The following is a 21,306-nucleotide window of genomic DNA, read 5'->3' on the forward strand; positions in this document are numbered from 1 at the left end:
CCCAAGATTGGCGAACGCCCGGGCAGCGCAACCACAAGTTTCTTGCCGCCGCCGCTGTGACGCGAAGAGTGGGCGCATGAGCGCCATCGACGACCTGCGCCAGACCATGGCCCGCCTCCGTGCCCCGGACGGCTGCCCGTGGGATCGCGAGCAAACCCACCAAACCCTCGCCCGCCACCTGATCGACGAGTGCAGCGAACTGCTCGACACCATCGATCGGGCCGACATCCCGCACATGCGCGAGGAGCTGGGCGACGTGTTGCTGCAAATCGTTTTTCACGCACAGCTCGCCGCGGAGCGCGGCGATTTCAACTTCGACGACGTGGCGCGCGAGATCAACGAGAAGCTCATCCGCCGTCATCCGCATGTCTTCGGCGATGCCACGGCGGGGAACTCCGAGCAGGTCATCGACGTGTGGGAGGGGATCAAGGCCAAGGAGAAAGCCGCGGCGGGGAAGACGGAGTCGCAACTCTTCAAGAAGTTACCGCCACGTCTGCCGGCGTTGATGTTCGCCGAGGATATCGACAAACGCATCGCCAAGCAGCGGCTGCCGGCGGACGGCATCGTGGACGCGGCCGCAATCGCCCACCGCGCGGACGGACTCACGCCGGAAGCAGCCGGCCGCGCGCTCTATGAAATCGCCGCGGCCTGCCGCGCGCGCGGCATCGATCCCGAAATGGCGCTGCGCCGCGAATGCGATCGCGTGACGCGCGAAGTCGAGGCGCGCGCCACAGGCAAATCGTGACCGAGGAGGCGCCCACGCCCGAAACGAAGGTCCCGGCCGCTCTCGTGGCCGAGTGGCTCGCGCCGTTTCTGGATTTCCTCGCGAAGGAGCGGCGCTATTCGGCCTACACGGTGCGGAACTACCGGCAGGCGTTCGAGGATTTCTACGTCTGGACGCAGACCGGGGCGCGCTGGCAAGCGCGCGGGCTCGCCGGTCTCACGACGCGCGACATGCGGGACTTCGTGATCGAGGGCCAGCGCCGTTTCAGTCGCCGCACGCTGCACAACCACGTCTCGGGTTTGCGCGCGTTTTTCCGCTACTGGCAGCGGCGCGGACGACTCCCGCGCAATCCGTTCGCCGGTGTGCCGCTGCCGAAGCTGGAGAAAACGTTGCCGAAATTTCTCACCGAGACGCAGAGCGCGACGCTGCTCGCCGGTCCGCAAAAACTCCTCCAGCGCGACGAAATCGACACGTTCACCGCCTGGCGCGACCGGCTCGCGCTCGAGTTGATTTACGGCGGCGGACTGCGCGTCAGCGAGGTGGTGGGGCTCAATTACGGGGCGATCGACTTCGGCACCGGCAGCGCGCGCGTGCTCGGCAAGGGCCGCAAGGAACGCATCTGCCCGCTCGGCGCGGTGGCAATGGCAGTGCTGACGAAATTCCGCGACGAGTTCGTGCCCGACCCGAAGCCGACCCATCCCGTGCTGATCACCGAGCGACATGATCGCCTGACGGTCCGCGCGGTGCAGCTGATCGTGAAGCGCTACCTCGCGGTCGCCGATCTGCCGATGGATCTCTCGCCGCACAAGCTGCGGCACTCATTTGCGACGCACCTCCTGAATTCGGGCGCCGATCTGCGCGCGGTGCAGGAACTCCTCGGTCATGCGAATCTGGCGACGACGCAGATCTACACGCACACCAGTGTCGCGCGGCTGAAGGAAATCTACGCCAAGGCGCACCCGCGCGCCTGAGCGCGAGCGGCTAAACGAGTCGGATGCGGTTCGGTTCGATCACGATCTTGCGTTCGCGGTAGAGCGCGCCGATCGCCTGCTTGAACGCCTTTTTGCTCACTCCGAACGCTTCGCGGATTTCCTCCGGAATGCTGTTGTCGCCGTAAGGCAGCTGTCCGCCCTTCGCTTCGAGTGCGGCGAGGATCTGGTCGGTGAGCGCGGCGATGCGGCGATAGCCGGCTTTGCCGAGAGCGAGATCAAATTTTCCATCGGGCCGGATCGCGCGGATGTAGCCGTCGACCCAGTCGCCGATCGCGAGCGGCTTCGGGACGTCGGTGTGATAAAGCAGGCCGCGGTGCGCGTGATTGATGACCATGTTGTAGCCGATGGGGCTGCGGCTGGCAACGAGGAGGCGGACGGACTCGCCCTCGTGGTAGTGCGCGGGAGTGCGGTCGAGAAAGCGATTGAAGCGCGCGGTGGCGACGAGGCGGTCGGTGTGCGGGTCGACCATGACGAGCACGACGACCTTGTCGCCGGGTTGGACCGGGCCGGACATCTCGCGAATCGGCAGGAGCAGGTCCTTTTCCAGTCCCCAATCGAGAAACACGCCGATGCGCGGCGTGAGGCTCACGACGCGGAGTGCGGCGAATTCGCCGGCACACGCGAGCGGCTTGTCGGTCGTGGCCACGAGACGGTCTTCGGTGTCGCGGTAGATCATCACGTCGATCTCGTCGCCCGGGGTCGTGCCGGCGGGGATGTAGCGGCTCGGCAGCAGGATTTCGCCGTGGCTGCCGCCGTCGAGGTAGTAGCCGGGCGGGGCGAAGCGGACGATGCGGAGGCGGTTGATTTTGCCGAGAAGGGCCATGGCGCCGCGAACGTGAACGCGTTTCGGGCAAATTAGGAGGGAAATCCGCGCGCGGCGGACGGCGCGCGGGTAGCGCAGGCTTCCGGCCGGCAAGGGTGTTCGTTGCAGGCTGGAAGCCTGCGCTACACGGCTACTTCAGCGGGACGCGGCGGGCGGCGCTGTTGCCGGACTTGTCGTAGAGCGTGATTTCGACGGAGGTCGCATTGGCGGCTTTGGCGTCGGTGAACTCGGCGACGAAGGTTTCGCGGCGGCTGTCGAGGATGCCGTCGGCAGGTTGCTCGAGCGTGAGGTGGGCGCCGTTGTTGAGCACGAATTCGGCGCCTTCGAGGAGGCTCAAGGCGTCGTGTCCGTCGATCGTGATGCGCCAGACGCCGCCGATGTGCTCGGCCTTGGCGGCGAGGATCTCGGGCGGCGTGCGGTCGACGGTGAGATAATCGGTCTCGAAGGTGTAGCTGAGACGCTGCGCTTCGGGGCGCGGCGCCTGCTCGCGCACGGCGAGGCGCGAGCGGTAGCGGCCCTCGGGGAGGTGGCTGACGTCGAACTGCACGAAGGAGTCCGTGGTGTTGATCGCGAGGTCGGTCCACTCGTCCTTGCCTTCGGGACTGATCGAGAAGGTGGCAGCGAGGTTGTCGTCGTCCGGATCGGCAAGCGTCCAGTAGACGATTTGCGCGCCTGGCGCGGGCACGACCGGGCTGTTGAGCAGGCCGCCTTTGCGTTTGCTCGCGCCGTCGTCCTTCGTGTCGCGCGGCGAGGGGAAGAGCAACTGGCCGAGCGTCGTGGTCGGAGCCACGGACGTTTGCTCCGGCATGGGCACGAGCCCGAGGTTGGCGGGAAAGATGCGAAAATCGTTCAGCTGCGGGCGGCGATTTTGCGGGAGATAGAAGAGCGTGGCTTTGTCGATGTTCGGTTCGGCACCGAGGAGGAACTGCCACGTCACGCGCAGTTGCATGTAGCGACCGCGCAGGCCCGGCGCGAACCAGCCGCCGTCAAGCGGCTTGAGTTCGGTCCAGTCGGTCCAGCCCTCCAGCTCGTCGCTGCCGAAGCTCGTGCGCAGCGCGACGCGCACGCGATCGGCGGCCGCGCCTTCGAGTCGGGCGAAGCGCACCTGGCCGATTTCCGAGGCGGCGCCGAGGTCGAGCTTGCGGGTTTCGAGCGAGCGGTCGGCGGTTTCGTAGAAGTTCAGCTGCGAGAGGCCGCTGGCGTTGTTGCGCAGCAAGTGAAACAGCCCGCGCGTGCCGGTGTGGCTCGGGAGAATGGCGTTCACTTGCGCCGAGGCGACGGCGCCGAGATTCACGCTGCGGCGTTCGGCGGGGGCGTAGGCGAGCAGTTCGCCCTGCTCGCCGCCGCTGATCAGAATCCAGCGATTCGCGGCGTCATCGTGCCATGTCAGGCGGTAGAACGCGGCACCGGAACGCGCGACGACCGTCTCGGGCAAACCGCCGGCGGGAAAATAGACGAGCTGGGCGCGGCCGGTGAATTTTTCGGCGCGCGGCGCGTCGGCAGTGTCGTCCGCGGGCGGTTCCTGTTTCGCGGCGCCGGATGGCGCGGGCGTGCGATTCAGGCGCGCTTCGCCGGTCGCGCCGGAGAAGGTGATGGCGGCGTAGAACGAGCCGTCGCCGTCGGCGAGGAGGTCGGTGGTCTCGGCTTCGCGGTTCTCGAGCAGCAGGAGCGGCGCGGCCGGCTTGGCCGAGGCTCCGGCGCTCGAGCTGGCGGCGGAGGGGAAGGCGTAGACGTTGCCTTTCGGCGCCGAGCCGGCGATGACGCGGCCGTCGGGGAGCGCGAGAAGGGAGCGGACGTTGCGGTCGCGCATTTCGCCGAAGGTCGTGATGCCGTGCTTCGCGAGTTCGCTGGCGGCAAGCTTGCCCTTGGCCTCGCCGGTGGCGGCGAATTTGGCGAGGTCGACGCGGTAAATGCGTCCGGGATTGCCGGTGGCGACGAGGGCGGTCGTGGGGTCCTTGGGCAGGAGCGTGATGGCGAAAACCGAATCGGCGGGCAGCGCGACCGACGCGATGAGTTTGCCGCCGCGCACGAGATTCAGCGTGCCTTGCGGCGAAGTGCCCGCAAGGAACGCGTCGCCGTCGAGCGCGCACAGCGCGAAGACGTGCGTGGCGTCGAGATCGACGGCGAGCTCGGGCTGGTAGTCGGTGCGCACATCGGTGTTCACGCGGAAGACTTTGCCTTCCGGGCCGGTGCCGATGAGCCAGGCTTTGTCGTCGCCGGCGCGCACGAAGGTCCAGAGCAGGTCGGCGGGAATCGCGCCGGGCAGTTCGCGCACGGTGGGTCCGACGAGCAGGCGTCCGTCGGAACGGACGGCGAGGCCCTTGATGTTGCGAGCCGGGACTTCGCGGAAGAAGTCGATCTCGAGTTGCTTGGAGAGCGGATCGGCAGCGAGCGTCGACGCGAGGGCGGCGAACGCAAGGAGAGCGGTAAGGCGCATGAGAAATCGAGAGTCCGCGGATCGGCGGGCGCGGCTCAATCCGTGACCTTGAGCGGGCGGCGCACGGAGGCGTTGAAGAGGCGGCCGGGCAGGAGATGCTCTTCCCAGAGCGGGAGCGCGGCCTCGCGACGCTGGTAGCGCGCGGCGTCGGCGGAACGCGCGATGCGCTCGAAGGAGCCGGGCAATTCGACGGTGGTCGCGGTGTTGTCGGTGAAGAGCTCGGTGCGTTCGACGACGGCGAGATAGAGTCCATCGCTGTCGCGGGCGTCGCGCAGCACGTCGAGGTATTCGTCGAAGGAGCGGAGCTGGCTGACGTTCAGCGTGCGCGGGCGACCGGTGAGTTCGTCGAGCCGGCCGCCGTTCATGAGGACGATGTCGAGGTCCTTGCCGGTCCACTCGGGCGGCACAGGAATGCGGACGGTCTCGGTGGATTTTTCCGACTGAAAACCGCGCCAGCTGATCGTGGCGGTCAGCGCGTCGCCGGCGGAGGCGGTCGTGCGGGAGACTTGGAAGAGTTCGAGGTAGCCGACGGGCGTCTCGGCGGTTTCCTCGACGGCAAAGCGGATTTTTCCCGGGAAAGTGCGCTCGTAGGGATTGAAGAGCCACTGCTGGAGATTCTGCGTGAACTCGCCGACGCCTTGCGCGAAACCCTGCGGGCCGGGATAGAGGCGGCTGAATTCGAGCGGCTCGCGTCCGGCGTATTCGACGGTGGCGCGGAGGCGGAAGCCGCGCGTGAGACCGGCCTCGTTGGAGCCGAGCACGGCCTGGGTGAGGCCGGTGGCGGCGATGGTGGGCAACAGCATCTCGTGTTGCACGACCGAGAAGTGGAGGCTCTTGCGATTGAGGCGCGCGGGCAGGCTGATCTCGACCGGCACGAGGTGCGGCATGCGGCCGACCTCGCCGTAGATGCCGGACAGGCGGTCCTGCGAAAACGAGCCGATCACGCGGCCGGTGTTGGCGACTTTGACGGAGTTGAGCGAACTCGGGAGAATCGTGACGATCTCGGCCTCCGCCATCGGCACCTCGGTGGCGCCGAGCGTCATGAGCGGATGACCGAACGCCAGCACGTGCGTGCCGTCGATGTGCGAAACCGTGCCGCTGGCGGCCATCGAGACGTCGCCCACGGCGAGCGCGGCGGCGACGACACCGCCAGGTTTGAGATTCGCAGCGGGGGCGGTCGGCGTTTCCTCGGCGGCCGAGCCGAGGTTGCCGCCGAGCGCGACGGCGTTGAGGCCGATGGCCTCGAATTGCGGGGCCATGACTTCCGCGACTTGCGGCGCAATGCCGCCGAGCGAGAAGACGGGGCGGAACGGCTGGAAATCCGTGCTGCCGCCGGCGCGCGGCGCGGTGCGACCTTCGCGCGCGCGCGAGCCGTTGACCGGGATCGGCAGGGTCGTCGCGGGCGCGGGCAGGCTCGCGGGGAGCGCACTGACTTCGAGCATGTCCGCGATGGGCGTGAAACCGGCGTAACGGACGGTCTCGAAACGCTGGATTTGATAGGAGAGCACGCCGACGAGCTTGCCGTCGATGTAGAGCGGGCTGCCGCTCATGCCGGCGACGGCGCCCATGGGTTGGACGCGTGGGTCGGTGAGTTCGCAGAGGATGAGGCTTTTGCCGGGGCCGAGGGCGTTTTGGAGGACGCCGGTGACTTGGACGGCAAACGGCTCGGATTGCGTGCCGCGGAAAACGGTCCAGACCTCGCCCTTCATGCCGGGCTGCAACTCCGAGAGCGGGAGCACCGGAGCGTTCGCCGGCTGCGCCTGCGCCGCGACGCCGATGAGCAATGCGGCAGCGAGGGCGTGGAGGGAGAAAAATCGCATGGTGCTCTAGGTAAACGGCACGAAGGGCCGTTTCTTAGAGCGACGTAATGGCCTTCGCTATGGTTTCGCAAGCACGAGCGATGGCATTCCCTTCGTGGGCGGTGCTGAGGAACCACGCTTCGTAGGCGCTCGGCGGCAGGTAGACGCCGCCGTCGAGGCAGGCGTGGAAGAACCGCCCGAAGAGCTTCGCGTCGGACTTCAGCGCCGTGGGCATGTCGCGCACGGGCGTCGGCGTGAAGAACAGGCTGAACATCGAGCCGACTTGCGGGGCTTGGAGCGGGATGCCTTTGGCGGACGCTGCGGATTTCGCGGCGGCGACCACCTGGCGACCGAGCGCGTCGAGGCGTGCGTAAGGATTCAACTCGTCGAGCATGCGCAGCGACATGATGCCGGCGGCCATCGCGAGCGGGTTGCCGCTGAGAGTGCCGGCCTGATAAACGGGACCGAGCGGCGCGAGATAATCCATGATCTCGGCGCGGCCGCCGAAGGCCCCGACGGGGAGACCGCCGCCGATGATTTTTCCGAGCGTCGTGAGGTCGGGCGTGATTTTCTCGAGTTCCTGCACGCCGCCGCGGGCGAGGCGGAAGCCCGTCATGACTTCGTCGAAGATCAACACGGTGCCGTGCGCGGCGGTGAGTTGGCGGACGGATTGCAGGTAGCCCGCGTCCGGTTTGATGAAGCCGACGTTGCCGATGTAGGGTTCGAGGATCACACACGCGATCTGGCCGGGATTGGCGGCGAACGCAGCTTGGAGGGCGGGGGCGTCGTTGTAGGGGAGGACGATCGTCTCACGCGCAAAGGCCGCGGGCACGCCGGCGCTGTCGGGATGGCCGTGCGTGAGGGCGCCGGAACCGGCGGCGACCAGCAGGGAATCACTGTGGCCGTGATAGCAGCCGGCGAACTTCACGATCTTGTCGCGCTTGGTGAAGCCGCGGGCGAGCCGGATGGCGGACATCGTGGCCTCCGTGCCGCTGGAGCACATGCGGACCTTCTCGATCGACGGGAAGAACTTCACGATCAGCTCAGCCATTTCGACTTCGAGCGGATTGGGCGTGCCAAACGAGGTGCCGCGCTCGAGTGCGTCGGCGATGGCGGCCTTGATGCGCGGGTGGTTGTGGCCGTGGATCGCGGGGCCCCAGGTGCAGACGAAGTCGATCAACTCGCGGCCGTCCGCCGTCGTGAGCGTGGCACCCTGCGCGGAGCGGGTGAAGAACGGCGCGCCGCCGACGGAGCGGAAGGCGCGGACAGGGGAGTTCACGCCGCCGGGGATGAGCTGTTTGGCGCGTTCAAAGAGTTGTTCGGAACTGGTCATCGGGAAAAGGTTAGCGATGGGGATGAATCGGAGCCGCGCGTTTTCTGCGGAATTCAGCTCACGTATTTTTGCACGATCGGGATGCGGCGGCCGACGCCGAAGGCGAGGGGCGTGATTTTCAGGCCGGGGGCGGCTTGCTTGCGCTTGTATTCGCTGAGGTCGACTTTGCGGACGACGTCGTGCACCACCGCTTGAGGGAAGCCCTGCGCAACGAGGTCGGCGCGCGACAGGCCTTCCTCGACGTAGCCGCGGAGGATGGCGTCGAGTTGATCGTAGGGCGGCAGGCTTTCCTGGTCGGTCTGGTTCGGGCGCAGCTCGGCGCTCGGCGCCTTGTCGATCGTGTTCTGCGGAATGATCTCACGCTCGCGGTTGATCCAGCGGGAGAGTGCGTAGACCTGCGTCTTGAACACATCCGAGATGACGGCGAGTCCACCGCACATGTCGCCGTAGAGTGTGCAATAGCCGACAGCCAGCTCGCTCTTGTTGCCGGTGGTGAGGAGGAGCGAGTTGAACTTGTTCGACATCGCCATGAGCAACAGGCCGCGCGCGCGCGCCTGGATGTTCTCCTCGGCGACGCTAGGGGCGTGACCGGCGAATTGCGGAGCGAGCGCGGCATCGGCGGCGGCAACGGTGTCGGCGATGGAGATCGTATGAAACGCGATCCCGAGGTGGCGCGCGAGCGCAGCGGCGTCGTCGCGCGAGTGCGCACTCGAAATCGCGGAGGGCAAGCTGATGCCAGTGACGTTCTCCGCGCCCAGCGCAGCAACGGCCAACACCGCCACGACCGCCGAGTCGATGCCGCCCGAGAGCCCTACCAGCGCACGTCGGAAGCCCGTTTTGCGCGCGTAGTCCTTCACGCCGAGCACGAGGCCGTCGAACATGTCCGCGAGCTCATCCTGGGCGTAAGTCGGATGCAGCGCCGCGACGGCGGGCGTTGCGGCGGCGACGTCCACCACGCGCAGCTCTTCCTGAAAGGCAGCGAGCCCAGCCAGCGGGCGCCCCACGGCATCGACGACCACGCTGCGTCCCTCGAAAACAAGCTCATCATTTCCGCCGACCGAGTTGCAATAGACGATCGGACAACCGCAAGTGCGCGCGGCAGCGGCGATGAGCTCGAGGCGCACGGCGTTTTTCGCCAAGTGCCAGGGACTCGCCGACAGATTGATCATGAGGTCGACCTGCGCGGCGGCGTGCGAGCGAATCGGGTCGAGATGGTAGCGGCGGTGGGCGCTCCCGAGATCGTTCGCCCAGATATCCTCGCAAATGGTGAGACCAATGCGGCGGCCGCCGAATTCGATGGTTGCCGGTTCGCGTGCCGGTTCGAAATAGCGGTCCTCATCGAAGACGTCGTAAGTCGGCAGGAGACATTTGTGCGCCACGCGACGAATGGTGCCATGGTGACAGAAAGCGGCTGCGTTGAAAGCCGGCCGGCCTTCGCGAGTGGGGTTGGCCGCCACGAAACCGATCAACGCCGGCACAGGGCCGATTTGCGCCGCGAGTTCGGCAGTGGCGCGTTCGACGTCCGCGATAAACCGGCGCCGGAAAAGCAGGTCGCGCGGCGGGTAGCCGCAAACGGCGAGTTCGGGAAAGACGACGATCTCCGCGCCGTCGGCGACGAGGCGGCGGTAGGCGTCGAGGATGCGTGTCTGGTTGCCCGCGAGGTCGCCGACGATGGTGTTGATCTGAGCCAGTCCGATCCGCATGTCGCCGGAAACGTGGGCACCGGGCGGGCGGCTGGCAACAGCTACTTCCCGCTAGCCGGACGGCGATTTCCCTGCCAACTGTGCCGCGTGCCGCGCCTCATCCTTGCCTCCGCCTCGCCCCGCCGCCGCGAACTCCTCGGCCAGCTTGCCGTGCCCTTCGAGATCGTCACGGCCGCCGTGACCGAGCACGAGGCTCCGGATGCCGACCCGCGGCACTTGGTGCTGCACAACGCCGCCCTCAAGGCCGAGTGGGTGAGCGCGCGCCATCCGGACGCCGTCGTCCTCGGCGCCGACACGACAGTCTGTATCGACAACCATGTGCTGAACAAGCCCGCCGATCCCGCCGAGGCGCGCGCGATGTTGCGGCGGTTGAGCGGACGCACGCATTCGGTTTTCACCGGGCTGGCGCTGTGGGGTGGCGCGGACGGTCTGCGCGTCGACGAGATCGTGGAAAGCCGCGTGACGTTCAAAGCCCTCGATGAGCCGACCATTTCGCGCTACCTCGAATGCGTCCATACCCTCGACAAGGCCGGTGGTTACGCGATCCAAGAGCACGGCGACCTGATCGTCGCGTCATATACCGGGTCGCTCACGAACATTGTCGGCCTTCCCGTCGAAGAAACGAGAACACTTTTGACTCGCGCGGGTCTGATGCGCTGAATCCGCCCCGAAAGTGGTAACCTCGACCAATCCTCTGCGTCCCGACACCGCGCCCGAGCCCAGCTCGCCGGTCCAGGCGCCCTCGAATCGCTCGATCGCGATCGGCCTGCTCTGCACGCTGCTCTTCCACGTCCTGCTGCTGTGCCTCGCGCCGCTGTTCCCGGTCGAGAAGTTCGCCGGCTCGCACTCGAACCTCGATTGGGTCGCGAAGGCGAACCGCGGCAAGGAGTTCAACTTCGAGCTCGCGCAACCCGAGCCGCAGCCGAAGCAGCCCGACCCCTTCAAGTTCGTCGAAACGAACCCGGACGCGCCCGAAAACACGCCGGACAAGACGAACAATTACTCGAACCGCAACCAGCAGTCGGCGCAGCAGGAGAAGCCGACCGAGACCGATCCGGAGAACCGCCCGAGCATCAAGGGGCGAGACGACATCAAGAACGACTCCGCCATCGTCTCCGGCGACATGGCGCGCCCGCAGGACGGCGCCGCGGTGACCGCCATGCAAAACGCGCTGGAGAACGCCACGCCTCAAGCCGCCCAGCAGGCCCGCGCCGAGCAGATCCCCTTGCAAGGCACCGAAAAAATCGACGGCAAGTCGGAGGACGGCGTCGGCAGCAACATTTCGCAGAGCCAGTCGCCCTCGAACAATGCCGCGCAGTTCCAGGAAGGCGCAAAGAACGGCAAGAGCGCGACCGGCGGCCTCACCGAGAGCCCCGACGTCCAGGAACAACGCCCGAAGCCGAAGGCCCGCCCGCGACTCACCCAAGCGCGCCCGAACGTGCTGCAGAACCGTTTGGCCGGCGTGCAAAACATCGGCATCCTCGGCATCGACGCGCGTTGGAGCGAATACGGCGAATACATGCAGGAGTTCGTCGAGATCGTGCAGGCGTCGTGGTATTCGATCCTCGACGAATCGCGCATCGCGCCGAAGTCCGGCACGCATGTCTTCGTGACCTTCACGCTCAATGCCGAAGGCGAAGTCTCCGTGGTGAACACCGAGGAGACCGCCGGCAAGCAGGGCACCTACGCATGCACGAACGCACTGACGATGCGCCAGCCCTACCGCAAGTGGACCGACCAGATGATCGCCGTGCTCGGCAAACAGCAGACGATCACGTTCAGTTTCTATTACTGGTGAGCGCCGTCGGGGCAGAGTTTTGGTCGGCCATCCCGCTCGGGTTCGGCGTCAAGTTGTGCGCGCACGACGCCAATAGCCTCGCGGCGTTCGACAAGCCCGCCGGCGTGCTGTCGCATCCCAACTCGCGCGCCGACGAACCGCGCTCGCTGCTGACCTGCCGCTACGACGAAGCGGCGGAGAGCTGGATCTGGACCGACGAAGCGGGAGTGGAGCGGCGCGTCTGGCTCCTGAACCGCCTCGATGGTGCGACCTCGGGAGTAATTCTCGTCGCGGCGGAGGCCGCGCTGGCGCGGGCGATCAAGGAGCAGTTCGCGCGGAAACAAATCCGCAAGGTCTACCACGCGCTCGTTTTCGGCAAACCCTCGGAACGGGTTCAACTCTGGCGCGATCTGCTCGCGGTCCAAAAGAAGGGCGGCCAGGTGCGCACGAGCGTGAGCGCCGGCCACATACCCGCCGTGACGCAATTCAGCTTCGTGCGGCACCAGCAAGGAGCGTTCTCGACGTCGCTGATCAAACTCGAGCCGCATACCGGACGCAGCCATCAGCTCCGCGTGCAATGCGCCAAGCGCCACCTGCCGATCGTCGGCGACCAGACCTACGGCGACTTCGGTCTGAACCGCGCCTTCGCAAAGGCCACGGGCGAGAAGCGCCTGTTCCTCCACTCGCTTGAGACGAGTTTCAGTTACGAATTCGCCGGCGCAACGCACCACTTCAAGGCGCACGCGCCACTGCCGGCGGAGTTTGAGCAAAGATATTGAACGTTGACTCGGATATGTATGTGGCCACGCATGGCCACATGCGCGCAAAAAAGAAATCTCGGCAAACGGGCGTTGCTGAACCGGCCTCTTCCTACGCGACTGAGCCTCACGAAGTGAGTGTGCGTATGGCCAAGGATCAATTGTCGGCTCTTTTGGAACGCGCGGCTCGCGGCGAAGAAATTATCATTACAAGCGACGGCGTGCCGAAGGCTACGTTGTCGCGCTACAAGCCCAAACCACAGGTAAAGGCGTTCGAGCCCGACATGGCCTGGCTGAGGTCGATGCCGCTTTTGTCCGATTCAACGTCAGCCATTCGAGCAGAGCGGGACGTTTGATTTTGGCCGTGTTGTTGTATCTGGATACGTCTGTGCTGCTGAAGCTCCACGTGCGCGAACCGGAGAGCGAGGCGATCGCTGCCTTGGTTGCAGGACAACAATTGTGTTCATCGCGGCTCGCTATGCTCGAGTTTCAATCGGCCCTCCTGCGACTCGAGCGAGAAAAGAAGCGGACGGAGGAAATTCGGACGGGGGCGTTGAGCCGCTTTCGCATGAAGTGGAGCTTGGGCTATTTCCATCTCGTCCCGCTCAACCACCACGTGCTGGCTCGCGCATCGCAAATAATGTTAGCGTGTCATCCCGTTGCACCCATGAAAACACTCGATGCGCTCCACCTCGCGAGCTTCGAGGAGAGCGGCGCGGGTGCATTGGTGACCACGGATAAACAAATGCGCACCGCGGCGCAGCACCTCGGATTCACCTTGGAGAGCCCCTAGCGCTCACAGCAGGCTGAGCTGCGAGTCGTCAGCCGGCTCGACCGTGATTTTTTTCTTCGGCTTCACCTGCGGTGCGGCGGGAAGCGTCACGGTGACTTCATCGGATTCGAGCTGGGCGAGAATAGTCTTTGCGCGATCGATCACGGTCAGCGGCAGGCCTGCGAGACGGGCGACTTGAATGCCGTAGCTGCGGTCGGCGGCGCCTTCGACGACGCGACGGACGAAGACGATGTCGTCGTTCCACTCTTTGACCGCGACGGAGAAGTTGCGCAGGCGCGGCAGGTGTTTGTCGAGCTGAGTCAGCTCCTGGTAGTGCGTGGCGAAGAGCGTGCGCGGGCCGCGGTCGGCGGAGCGGTGCAGGTGCTCGACGACGGCCCACGCGATCGAGAGGCCGTCGTAGGTCGACGTGCCGCGGCCGATCTCGTCGAGGATGATGAGCGAGCGGTCGGTGGCGTTGTTGAGAATGTTCGCCGTCTCGTTCATCTCGACCATGAAGGTCGAGTTGCCGCGCGCGAGGTCGTCGCTGGCGCCGACGCGGGAGAAAATGCGGTCCACGAGTCCGAGCCGGCAGGCTTTCGCCGGCGCCCAGCAGCCGATCTGCGCCATGAGCGTGATGAGCGCGACTTGGCGGATGTAAGTCGATTTGCCCGCCATGTTCGGACCGGTGAGGAGGATGATCTGCGCGTCGGTGGCGGAGAGCGCGGCGTCGTTCGGCACGAAGGTGTAGCTGCCCGCGAGGCCGAGGCGCTCCTGCTTCATCATCTGCTCGACGACCGGGTGGCGGCCGTCGGTGATCGAGAGCGAGTCGCCCTCGTCGAGGTCGGGCCGGCAATAATCCCATTCGCGCGCCAGCACAGCCCAGCCGCCGAGCACATCGAGTTCGGCGAGCGCTTCGGCGGTGCGTTGGAGCGCGGCGGCTTCGGCGAGGACGGCGCCGACGAGGTAGGCGAAGAGTTCTTGCTCGCGGGCGAGGGATTTTTCCTCGGCGGAGAAGATTTCCTTTTCCTTCAGCTTGAGGTCCTCGGTGACGTAGCGCTCGCCGTTCACCGTCGTCTGCTTGCGGACGTAGTCGGCGGGGACGAGGTGGACGTTGGCTTTGGTGACTTCGATGTAGTAACCGAAGACGGACGTGAAGCGGACCTTGAGGCTCTTGATGCCGGTGCGCTCCTGTTCGCGGCGCTCGAGTTCGGCGAGCCAGCTTTTGTTGTCGGTCGTCAGGCTGCGCAACCGGTCGAGTTCCGCGTCGTAGCTGGCGCGGATGTAGTTGCCGTCGGCGAGATCGTTCGGGAGCTCGTCGGCGAGCGCTTGCGCGAGCAGGTCGCGCAGCGCGGGCAAGTCGGTGAGGCGAGCGCGGACCTTGGAAATCTCGCCGCCGTGGCTGCCGACGAGGTGCGAGTCGAGCAAATCGAGGCAGGCGATGATGGCGGGGATTTGCGCGAGCGTGTCGCGCACGCCGCCGAGTTCGCGCGGATTGCGCAGGCGGTTTTGCAGGCGGCCGAGAATGCGCGGGATGTCGCGGACCTTGTTGAGCAGTTCGCGGACGTTCGCGAGGTCGCTCGGCTGCGCGACGAACTCGCCGACGGCGGTCTGGCGGCGGCGGATTTCGGGCAGATCAAGCGTTGGCGCGGCGAGCCAGCGTTCTAGCAGGCGTGCGCCGGCGGCGGTCGTGGTGCGGTCGATAGCGCCGAGCAGCGAGGCGTCGCGCGTGCCGCGGATGGAGGCGAAGATCTCGAGATTGCGCAACGTGGCCGGGTCGAGGAGCAGCGTGTGGGCGCTGCGGTATTCCTGGAGCGAGCGGAGGTTCTCGGGCTTCGCGCAGAGATTTTCCGTCGCGTAGTAAACGACGGCACCGGCGGCACCGAGGGCGGCATGGTTGTTGGCGAGACCGAAGCCTTGGAGGTTCAGCACGCCGAGCGCGTCCATCACGGTCTTCGCGCCGCCGGAGGTTTCGAAATGGTAGCCGGGCAACTCGGTGATGAGGCGCTCGGCGCAGAAGTGCGCGAGGTTGTGCGTGACGTGGTCGTCGTGCGGCGCGGCTTTCCACTTCTCGAGGTCGCCTTCGATCAGGACGAGTTCTGCGGGGTCGAGCGCAGTGAGGACGGGCAGGAGGTTTTCCGGGCGAGCGTCGGTCGCGACGCGGAACTCGCCGGTCGAGACGTCGAGCCACGCGGCGTGCAGGCCGTGTTTATTCAGCTCGAGCGCGCAGAGGTAGTGGTTTTTCGCGGCTTCGAGCTGGTTGGCGGCGAGCGTGGTGCCGGGCGAGAGGATGCGCGTGAGCTGGCGCTTGACGAGTTTGCCGGCTTTGGCGGGCTCGGCTTGGTCGCAGATCGCGACTTTTTTGCCGGCAGCGAGGAGCTTGGTGACGTAGTTGTCGGCGGCGTGGAACGGGATGCCCGCCATCGGGTAGTCCTGGCGCTTGGTTAGCGTGATGCCGAGCAGGCGCGAGGCGACTTCGGCGTCCTCGAAGAACATCTCGTAGAAATCGCCCAGTCGGAAAAGCAGCAGCGTGTTCGCCGGGAGGCCGCGTTTGACCTCGAAATACTGCTGCATCATCGGGGTGAGCTTTTCTGCCATGAAGCGAGAAGTCAGAGGTCAGAGCCCGAAGGCCAGCAAGGCAAAATCCGCGAATGGGCTGGCCATCGGCGCGGGAGTCTTACGATGGGAGCGCAATGTCGTCCGTTGAACTGTTTTCCGTGGATTTGGGCGGTGCCGGCCACCCGCCGATGCTCGTGCTGCACGGGCTGCTCGGCTCATCGCGCAATTGGCAGACGACGGGGCGCGATCTCGCGGCGCACTTCCATGTGATCGCGCTCGATGCGCGCAACCATGGGCGGTCGCCGCACGCCGATGCGATGAGCTACGAACTGATGATGGAGGACGTGCTTGCTTGGATGGACGCGCACGCGCTGCCGGCTGCGACGATCGTCGGCCACAGCATGGGCGGGAAGATCGCGATGTTGCTCGCCTGCCGCCACGCCGCGCGCGTGCAGCGACTCGTGGTGGTCGACGTGGCGCCGCGCGACTACAGCTGGCAAGGCCATCGCGCGGAGTTCATGGCCATGAACGAGCTGAACCTCGCGAATCTCCAGTCGCGACAGGAGGCGGAGATGCGTTTTGAGGCGCGAGTGCCCGACCTCGGCATGCGGAAATTTCTCACGACAAATCTCGTGCGCACGGACGCGGGCGAATGGGCTTGGGCGATCAATCTGCCGGTGCTGACGCGCGAATTGCCGCAACTAGAGAAGGACGCACTGACGTCCGCAGACCGTTACGAGGGACCGACGCAGTTCATCCTCGGCGGCCGATCGCGCTACGTGCAGGAGAGCGACCACGAGGCGATTCGCGGGCACTTTCCGCGGGTGCAGCTGACGACAATTCCGGAGTCCGGCCACAATCCGCACATGGACGCGCGCGCGGCGTTCGTGCGCGCGGTGCTGGAGGAGTAGGGCGGCTTACGTTTCAGATACCATCGGCAGCCGTCCGCCGCGCGCGACGGCGTCGCGGCTGCGCTGTGCGTGCGGGAGCCAGGATCGCTTCGTCCAGCGGCGCAGCATCATGAGGCCGCGCGCCCACTCCTCGACGGCCATGGCGACCCAGACGCCGACGAGTCCCCAGCCGAATTTCAGACCGAAAAGCCAGCACAGCGGCACGCTGAAGCACCATTGCGAGAAGACCGCGATCGAGATCGGAAAGCGGGCGTCGCCGGTCGCGCGAAGCGCATTGATGATGACGATGTTCAGGACGCGGCCCGGCTCGTAGGGCACGGAGATCAAGAGGAGAAACGCGCCGCCGGCGATGACGACGGGATCGTGCGAGAATTGCCCGAGCAGTTGCTTAGCGAAGATTGCCACGAGCACGATTCCGGTCGTCGCAATGACGAGGCCGATGCGCACGCTCCGCATCACCTCGCGATAGGCGCCTTCGAAATCGCCGGCGCCGACGAGGCGGCCGATCAGCAGCTCGGTGCCGAGACCGAGCGCGATGGAGAAGAGAATCACGAGCAACTGCACCTGTCGCGTGTAGGTCATCATCGCGAGGCTCTCCGCGCCCATGCGTGCGACGAAGCTGGTGATAACCATTAGCGACACCCAGTAGCTCATGTGCTCGCCCGCGGCGGGGAGACCGATGTGGAGGATGCGCTTGATGCGATCGAAGCTGAAATCCACGAAATCCCGCGCGCGCAGCATGAGATGCAAGCGGCGGTCGAGCAGGATCCAGAGAATGATGCTGGCCACGACGCGGCTGAACACGCTCGCGAGCGCCACACCCGTCACGCCCATCTTCGGCGCGCCGAAAAGACCGAAGAGCAGCACGCAGCTGCCAGCGATGTTGATGATGTTCTGCAGCGTGGTGACGACCATGGCGTCGCGCGTGTGGCCGTGCGCGCGGAGCGACGCGCCAAGGGAGACGTTCATCGATTCCATGAACAACGTGCCGCCCATCAGCGTGAGGAACGGCCGGGCGTGCACCATGAGTTCGTCGGGCAACTGCATGAGCCGCAGCAGGGGCGTCGCGCAGGTGAACGCCACGGTGCTGATCACCAGTCCGATCCAGGTGTTCACCGCAATGGCGGTCGTGACGATTTTCTCCGCGCCTTTCGCGTCGCCCGCGCCGACGTGGTGCGTGATGACGACGCTCGCGCCGATACCGATGAAGTTGAAACAGATCAACGAGAGGACGACAAACTGGTTGGCCACGCCCAGCGCGGCGACCGCGCCGTCGGACACATGGCTCACCATGAAGGTGTCCACGACGCCGATCAGAATGCGCAACGACTGTTCGATGAAGATCGGCCACGCGATCTGCAGCAGAGTCGGCGCGGCCTTGGTGTTGGTTGAGTTCATCCCGCGGAAGGAACCACAGACAGCCGCCGCCGCGCCAAGACAAGGCGAATTCCCGTCAAGGATATCGGGGCGCGGCCTGAATGTGGCTCGTGGCGCGGCGGTAGCTGCGCCGCCCAACGGGGTATCGTTTGGGAGGGCGCGGCTACTGCCGCGCCGTGAACGGGATTGCTGCGCACTTGGCGCGGTCCCAAGTTTTGCGTGGGTCCCAAATGGATTTCAAATCTTCGCAGTGGCCAAGACGCCATCGCCCAGCGCACCACGTGCGATTGGAGAACAACGATCGTTCCTGTATCGTGTTCCTCACAGTTTGCACACGTAACCGTCAGCCCTTGTTGGCCAATGTGAGAATGCATGAATGTATGCGCGAAGCCTGGCGCACGGCTGATCGCTGGTTGGTTGGCCGCTATGTCGTGATGCCGGATCACGTTCATCTGTTTTGCTCACCCGGAACGATTCCTCCTTCCTCATTGCGCGTGTGGGTTAGCTTCTGGAAGGCAACGAGCGCTAAAGCCTCGGGGCTTGGCCGTGATCTTTGGCAGCAGAATTTCTGGGACACGCAGCTACGTCGTCACGAGAGCTACGGAGCCAAGTGGGAGTATGTTCAGCAGAATCCGGTTAGGGCGGGTTTGGTGGATTCATCAGATGCATGGCCATTCCACGGCGAGATGAACGAACTGAGCTGGCATGACGCGAGGTAGCGCATACGGGTAGGCGTTCGCGGCGCGGCGGTAGCCGCGCCCTCCAAGGCGGTGTTCCGGCGGCGCGGTCACCACCACGCCCCAAGGTCACCTCCGGCTCCAGATCCGCAGCGAGCTGAGGAGGAAATTTTCCAGCGCGGCGGCTTCGTTCAAGTTCAGGCGCAGGAGACCGACGTCGTGTTCGAGCTGGGCGATGGCGGCGACGGTGGAGCGGCGCGCGGTTTCGTCGCCGGCGGCGAGGCGGGCTTGCGCAAAGTCGCGGGTGGCGTGCTCGAGTTCGGCGAAGAGTTTCAGGCGGATGCCGTTCGTGATGCCGGTCTGGATCGCGTCGACCTCGTCGTCGTCGAGGTCGTCAGGGAGCTTTTCCTTTTGCTGCTTCCACGCCTGTTCGGTGGCGGCGGAGAGCACGGCATTGAAGCGCGTGATGAGGCCGTAGACGGAGATCACCTGGTCGGCCACGGCGCGCTTGTCGGCAGCGCCGTCGGCGAGCTTGCCGAGCCACGCGGCGTAGTCGGCGCGCGTTTGCTGCCAGGACGCGATCAAGTCGGTCTCGCAGCCGGCGAGAGCCTCGGCACCGCTGTCGGTGAAGCGGAAGAGCAGGCAGCGGCTGCGGATCGTGGCGAGAAGCGAGTAAGGGCGCGTCGTGAGCAGCAGGATCGTGGTGCTCGCGGGCGGCTCTTCGAGGGTTTTGAGAAAAATGTTCGCTGCGGCGACGTTCATGCGATCGGCCTCGTAGACGACGGCGACCTTGCGGTGCGAGACCTGCGGCGAGACTTGGATGCGGTTGATGAGGTCGCGCGTGGCGTCGGCGCCGATCTGGCGCATCTTGCCGGCGGGGCGCAGGGCGAAGAAGTCCGGGTGCTGCTTCGGCGCGAAATACTGGCTGGGCGAGCGCGGGTCGTTGAGCAGGCGGTCGGCGATGCCGTGCGCGACGGTGGCGAGCGTGCCGAGGTTTTCGCCGTGGAGCAGGAGACTGTTGGCGAGGCGGCGGCGTTCGATCGCGCGCTCGATCACGGAGACGGCAGGTGTGCCGGCGAGCGTGTCGGGCCAGGGAGCTGGAGTGACGGAGGACAGAGGACGGAAGACTGAGAACGGAGCCCGGTCGGCAGAGGACCGGCGCGCGGGCTCAGCTGGTTTGGAGGTCGAGGAGGCGGAGTTGCACGGCGCCCCAGATTTGCTCTTCGAGGGCTTTGGCGGATTGCGTGCCGTCCATGACGACGACGCGTTCGGGCCACTGGCGGGCGAGGAGCAGGTAGCCTTCGCGGACCTTGTTGTAGAATTCGATGTTCTCGCGCTCCATGCGGTCGGGGAGATCGGAGGCGCGCTGGCGGACGCGTTGCAGGCTGACCTCGGTGGGCACGTCGAGAACGATCGTGAGGTGCGGCATGACGTTGCCAACGGCGAAGCGGTTGATCTGGTTCACCGGGTCGGGCGCGAGGTTGCGCGCGACGCCTTGGTAGACGGTGGACGAGTCGAGGTAGCGGTCGCTGAGCACGACGGCGCCGCGGAGCAGGGCAGGGGCGATGACCTCGCGAACGAGCTGGGCGCGGGCGGCGGTGAAGAGCAGGAGCTCGGTCTCGGCGCACATCTCGTCGCCGCGGTGGTTGTGGATGAGAATATTCCGGATTTGCTCGCCGATCTCCGTGCCGCCGGGCTCGCGCGTGGCGATGACTTCGCGGCCGAGTTTCTGGAGATGCTCGGCGAGACGCATGATTTGCGTGGACTTGCCGGAGCCTTCGGAGCCCTCGAACGAGATGAGTTTGCCAGCGGGTTTGGACTTGTTGGGCATGGGAATGCGGGAGGTGAGAAAACGAAACGTGCGGCAGCGACGGTCGGCAACCGTTTTTCCGCGCGCGCACGGGAGGAAACCCCTTGATTGCGCCGAACAATCGCGCCAACACTCGGCGCGTCATGCTCAGCCTCGCCTCGGCGCCGCTTTTTCTCGCCACCACCAACATCATCGAAGTCTTCGCCCGCTGTGATCCGGTCGGCCAAGTCATCACCACCATCCTGCTGATTTTCAGCGTCGTCGCCTGGTCGGTGATGCTCGGCAAGAACTCCGAACTGAACAAGCTGCGCGCGCGCAACAATCAGTTCGAACAACGCCTGCGCGAGGAGCGCAAGCTGCTCGATCTGCCGGAGTCGTTCCGCAACATGCGCTCGATTCCCTACGCGGATCTTTTCGCCGACGCGTCCGAGGCTTACTGGCGTGCCGCCGCGATCGGCAAGGAGAAGGGCGACGACTCGCTGCACGCGCGCCTCGAACACGCGGAGAACGCCATCTCCCGCGCGCTCGCGCGGCAGGTGCTCCGCTACGAGGAAAGCATGGTGTGGCTCGCGACGATGGTCACGGTCGCGCCGTTCATGGGCCTGCTCGGCACGGTGTGGGGCGTGATGGAGGCGTTCAGCGCTGTGTCGGTGATGCAGACCGCGAGCATCCAGACGCTTGCGCCCGGCGTCTCGGCGGCATTGCTCACGACGATCGCGGGCCTCGTGGTGGCGATTCCGTCGGTCGTGGGCTACAATGTCTTGTTGAACAAAACCAAGACGCTCACGACGGAGATCGAGAACTACGCGAGCACGCTCGCGGACCGCATCGAATTGGAGATGCAGAAATAAGGAGCC

General features: G+C 65.8%; 19 protein-coding genes. 10 read left to right on the forward strand and 9 right to left on the reverse strand.

Annotated features, from left to right (window positions below; translation table 11 throughout):
• Positions 1-76: 76 nt before the first annotated feature.
• Positions 77-745 carry a MazG family protein gene (locus KF715_01485; protein MBX3735336.1) on the forward strand — a complete coding sequence of 223 codons (669 nt, stop codon included), beginning with the start codon at positions 77-79 and terminating at the stop codon, positions 743-745.
• A complete protein-coding gene (locus KF715_01490; GenBank protein MBX3735337.1) occupies positions 694-1,695 on the forward strand; it encodes a tyrosine recombinase XerC in 1,002 nt (333 codons plus the stop codon). Before KF715_01485 ends, KF715_01490 begins: the two co-directional genes overlap by 52 nt.
• 10 nt (positions 1,696-1,705) lie before the next feature.
• On the opposite strand, the gene KF715_01495 is transcribed toward KF715_01490, so the two are convergent.
• The 5 genes from KF715_01495 to KF715_01515 all read right to left on the reverse strand — a co-directional run bounded on the left by KF715_01495 (position 1,706) and on the right by KF715_01515 (position 9,811).
• The gene (locus tag KF715_01495; GenBank protein MBX3735338.1) at positions 1,706-2,539 is read right to left on the reverse strand and encodes a hypothetical protein; all 834 of its coding nucleotides are present in this window, start codon (positions 2,537-2,539) and stop codon (positions 1,706-1,708) included.
• A 130-nt stretch (positions 2,540-2,669) separates the two neighbouring features.
• Positions 2,670-4,976: a hypothetical protein gene (locus KF715_01500; protein ID MBX3735339.1), complete on the reverse strand. Its 2,307-nt coding sequence runs from the start codon at positions 4,974-4,976 to the stop codon at positions 2,670-2,672.
• Between the two features lie 35 nt (positions 4,977-5,011).
• The gene (locus KF715_01505; GenBank protein MBX3735340.1) at positions 5,012-6,796 is read right to left on the reverse strand and encodes a hypothetical protein; all 1,785 of its coding nucleotides are present in this window, start codon (positions 6,794-6,796) and stop codon (positions 5,012-5,014) included.
• A 34-nt stretch (positions 6,797-6,830) separates the two neighbouring features.
• Entirely contained in the window at positions 6,831-8,108 is a 1,278-nt protein-coding gene (hemL, locus tag KF715_01510; protein MBX3735341.1) for a glutamate-1-semialdehyde 2,1-aminomutase, read from the reverse strand.
• Between the two features lie 53 nt (positions 8,109-8,161).
• Positions 8,162-9,811, reverse strand: coding sequence for an NAD+ synthase (locus KF715_01515; protein ID MBX3735342.1), 1,650 nt, complete (start codon positions 9,809-9,811; stop codon positions 8,162-8,164).
• 78 nt (positions 9,812-9,889) lie between these two features.
• Here KF715_01515 and maf point away from each other — a divergent pair, with 78 nt between their 5' ends.
• Genes maf through KF715_01540 form a run of 5 tightly spaced genes read left to right on the forward strand, consistent with a single transcriptional unit; the run spans position 9,890 to position 13,139 of the window.
• Complete coding sequence (maf, locus tag KF715_01520; protein MBX3735343.1) at positions 9,890-10,471, forward strand: septum formation protein Maf; 582 nt, start codon at positions 9,890-9,892, stop codon at positions 10,469-10,471.
• Between the two features lie 13 nt (positions 10,472-10,484).
• The gene (locus KF715_01525; protein MBX3735344.1) at positions 10,485-11,609 is read left to right on the forward strand and encodes a hypothetical protein; all 1,125 of its coding nucleotides are present in this window, start codon (positions 10,485-10,487) and stop codon (positions 11,607-11,609) included.
• Positions 11,501-12,367 carry an RNA pseudouridine synthase gene (locus KF715_01530; GenBank protein MBX3735345.1) on the forward strand — a complete coding sequence of 289 codons (867 nt, stop codon included), beginning with the start codon at positions 11,501-11,503 and terminating at the stop codon, positions 12,365-12,367. The genes KF715_01525 and KF715_01530 overlap by 109 nt, the downstream gene beginning before the upstream one ends.
• 14 nt (positions 12,368-12,381) lie before the next feature.
• A complete protein-coding gene (locus tag KF715_01535) occupies positions 12,382-12,702 on the forward strand; it encodes a type II toxin-antitoxin system prevent-host-death family antitoxin (GenBank protein ID MBX3735346.1) in 321 nt (106 codons plus the stop codon).
• Between the two features lie 8 nt (positions 12,703-12,710).
• Positions 12,711-13,139: a type II toxin-antitoxin system VapC family toxin gene (locus KF715_01540; protein ID MBX3735347.1), complete on the forward strand. Its 429-nt coding sequence runs from the start codon at positions 12,711-12,713 to the stop codon at positions 13,137-13,139.
• A 3-nt stretch (positions 13,140-13,142) separates the two neighbouring features.
• Here the strand turns inward: KF715_01540 and mutS are convergent, their stop codons facing one another.
• The gene (mutS, locus tag KF715_01545) at positions 13,143-15,713 is read right to left on the reverse strand and encodes a DNA mismatch repair protein MutS (protein ID MBX3735348.1); all 2,571 of its coding nucleotides are present in this window, start codon (positions 15,711-15,713) and stop codon (positions 13,143-13,145) included.
• A 95-nt stretch (positions 15,714-15,808) separates the two neighbouring features.
• On the opposite strand from mutS, the gene KF715_01550 reads away from it, so the two are divergent.
• Complete coding sequence (locus KF715_01550; GenBank protein ID MBX3735349.1) at positions 15,809-16,585, forward strand: alpha/beta fold hydrolase; 777 nt, start codon at positions 15,809-15,811, stop codon at positions 16,583-16,585.
• Between the two features lie 6 nt (positions 16,586-16,591).
• Here the strand turns inward: KF715_01550 and KF715_01555 are convergent, their stop codons facing one another.
• Positions 16,592-17,983, reverse strand: a complete 1,392-nt coding sequence (locus tag KF715_01555; GenBank protein ID MBX3735350.1) for an MATE family efflux transporter — start codon at positions 17,981-17,983, stop codon at positions 16,592-16,594.
• A gap of 209 nt (positions 17,984-18,192) precedes the next feature.
• Between KF715_01555 and KF715_01560 the strand changes: the two genes are divergently transcribed.
• Positions 18,193-18,681: a transposase gene (locus KF715_01560; protein ID MBX3735351.1), complete on the forward strand. Its 489-nt coding sequence runs from the start codon at positions 18,193-18,195 to the stop codon at positions 18,679-18,681.
• Between the two features lie 87 nt (positions 18,682-18,768).
• Here the strand turns inward: KF715_01560 and KF715_01565 are convergent, their stop codons facing one another.
• Both KF715_01565 and KF715_01570 read right to left on the reverse strand, forming a co-directional pair.
• The gene (locus KF715_01565; GenBank protein MBX3735352.1) at positions 18,769-19,755 is read right to left on the reverse strand and encodes a DNA polymerase III subunit gamma/tau; all 987 of its coding nucleotides are present in this window, start codon (positions 19,753-19,755) and stop codon (positions 18,769-18,771) included.
• Between the two features lie 52 nt (positions 19,756-19,807).
• The gene (locus KF715_01570; GenBank protein MBX3735353.1) at positions 19,808-20,470 is read right to left on the reverse strand and encodes a dTMP kinase; all 663 of its coding nucleotides are present in this window, start codon (positions 20,468-20,470) and stop codon (positions 19,808-19,810) included.
• A gap of 122 nt (positions 20,471-20,592) precedes the next feature.
• Here KF715_01570 and KF715_01575 point away from each other — a divergent pair, with 122 nt between their 5' ends.
• Positions 20,593-21,300, forward strand: a complete 708-nt coding sequence (locus KF715_01575; protein MBX3735354.1) for a MotA/TolQ/ExbB proton channel family protein — start codon at positions 20,593-20,595, stop codon at positions 21,298-21,300.
• The last annotated feature ends 6 nt before the right edge of the window (positions 21,301-21,306 follow it).

It is taken from the genome of Candidatus Didemnitutus sp. (genome assembly GCA_019634575.1).
Classification (GTDB): domain Bacteria; phylum Verrucomicrobiota; class Verrucomicrobiia; order Opitutales; family Opitutaceae; genus Didemnitutus.

Excerpts from the sequence above, each read along its gene's own strand:
- KF715_01485 (MBX3735336.1), top strand. The coding sequence starts at position 77 with ATGAGCGCCATCGACGACCTGCGCCAGACCATGGCCCGCCTCCGTGCC.
- KF715_01490 (MBX3735337.1), top strand. The coding sequence starts at position 694 with ATGCGATCGCGTGACGCGCGAAGTCGAGGCGCGCGCCACAGGCAAATC.
- KF715_01495 (MBX3735338.1), bottom strand. The coding sequence starts at position 2,539 with ATGGCCCTTCTCGGCAAAATCAACCGCCTCCGCATCGTCCGCTTCGCC.
- KF715_01500 (MBX3735339.1), bottom strand. The coding sequence starts at position 4,976 with ATGCGCCTTACCGCTCTCCTTGCGTTCGCCGCCCTCGCGTCGACGCTC.
- KF715_01505 (MBX3735340.1), bottom strand. The coding sequence starts at position 6,796 with ATGCGATTTTTCTCCCTCCACGCCCTCGCTGCCGCATTGCTCATCGGC.
- hemL (MBX3735341.1), bottom strand. The coding sequence starts at position 8,108 with ATGACCAGTTCCGAACAACTCTTTGAACGCGCCAAACAGCTCATCCCC.
- KF715_01515 (MBX3735342.1), bottom strand. The coding sequence starts at position 9,811 with ATGCGGATCGGACTGGCTCAGATCAACACCATCGTCGGCGACCTCGCG.
- KF715_01530 (MBX3735345.1), top strand. The coding sequence starts at position 11,501 with ATGCACGAACGCACTGACGATGCGCCAGCCCTACCGCAAGTGGACCGA.
- KF715_01535 (MBX3735346.1), top strand. The coding sequence starts at position 12,382 with ATGTATGTGGCCACGCATGGCCACATGCGCGCAAAAAAGAAATCTCGG.
- mutS (MBX3735348.1), bottom strand. The coding sequence starts at position 15,713 with ATGGCAGAAAAGCTCACCCCGATGATGCAGCAGTATTTCGAGGTCAAA.
- KF715_01550 (MBX3735349.1), top strand. The coding sequence starts at position 15,809 with ATGTCGTCCGTTGAACTGTTTTCCGTGGATTTGGGCGGTGCCGGCCAC.
- KF715_01555 (MBX3735350.1), bottom strand. The coding sequence starts at position 17,983 with ATGAACTCAACCAACACCAAGGCCGCGCCGACTCTGCTGCAGATCGCG.
- KF715_01560 (MBX3735351.1), top strand. The coding sequence starts at position 18,193 with ATGGATTTCAAATCTTCGCAGTGGCCAAGACGCCATCGCCCAGCGCAC.
- KF715_01570 (MBX3735353.1), bottom strand. The coding sequence starts at position 20,470 with ATGCCCAACAAGTCCAAACCCGCTGGCAAACTCATCTCGTTCGAGGGC.
- KF715_01575 (MBX3735354.1), top strand. The coding sequence starts at position 20,593 with ATGCTCAGCCTCGCCTCGGCGCCGCTTTTTCTCGCCACCACCAACATC.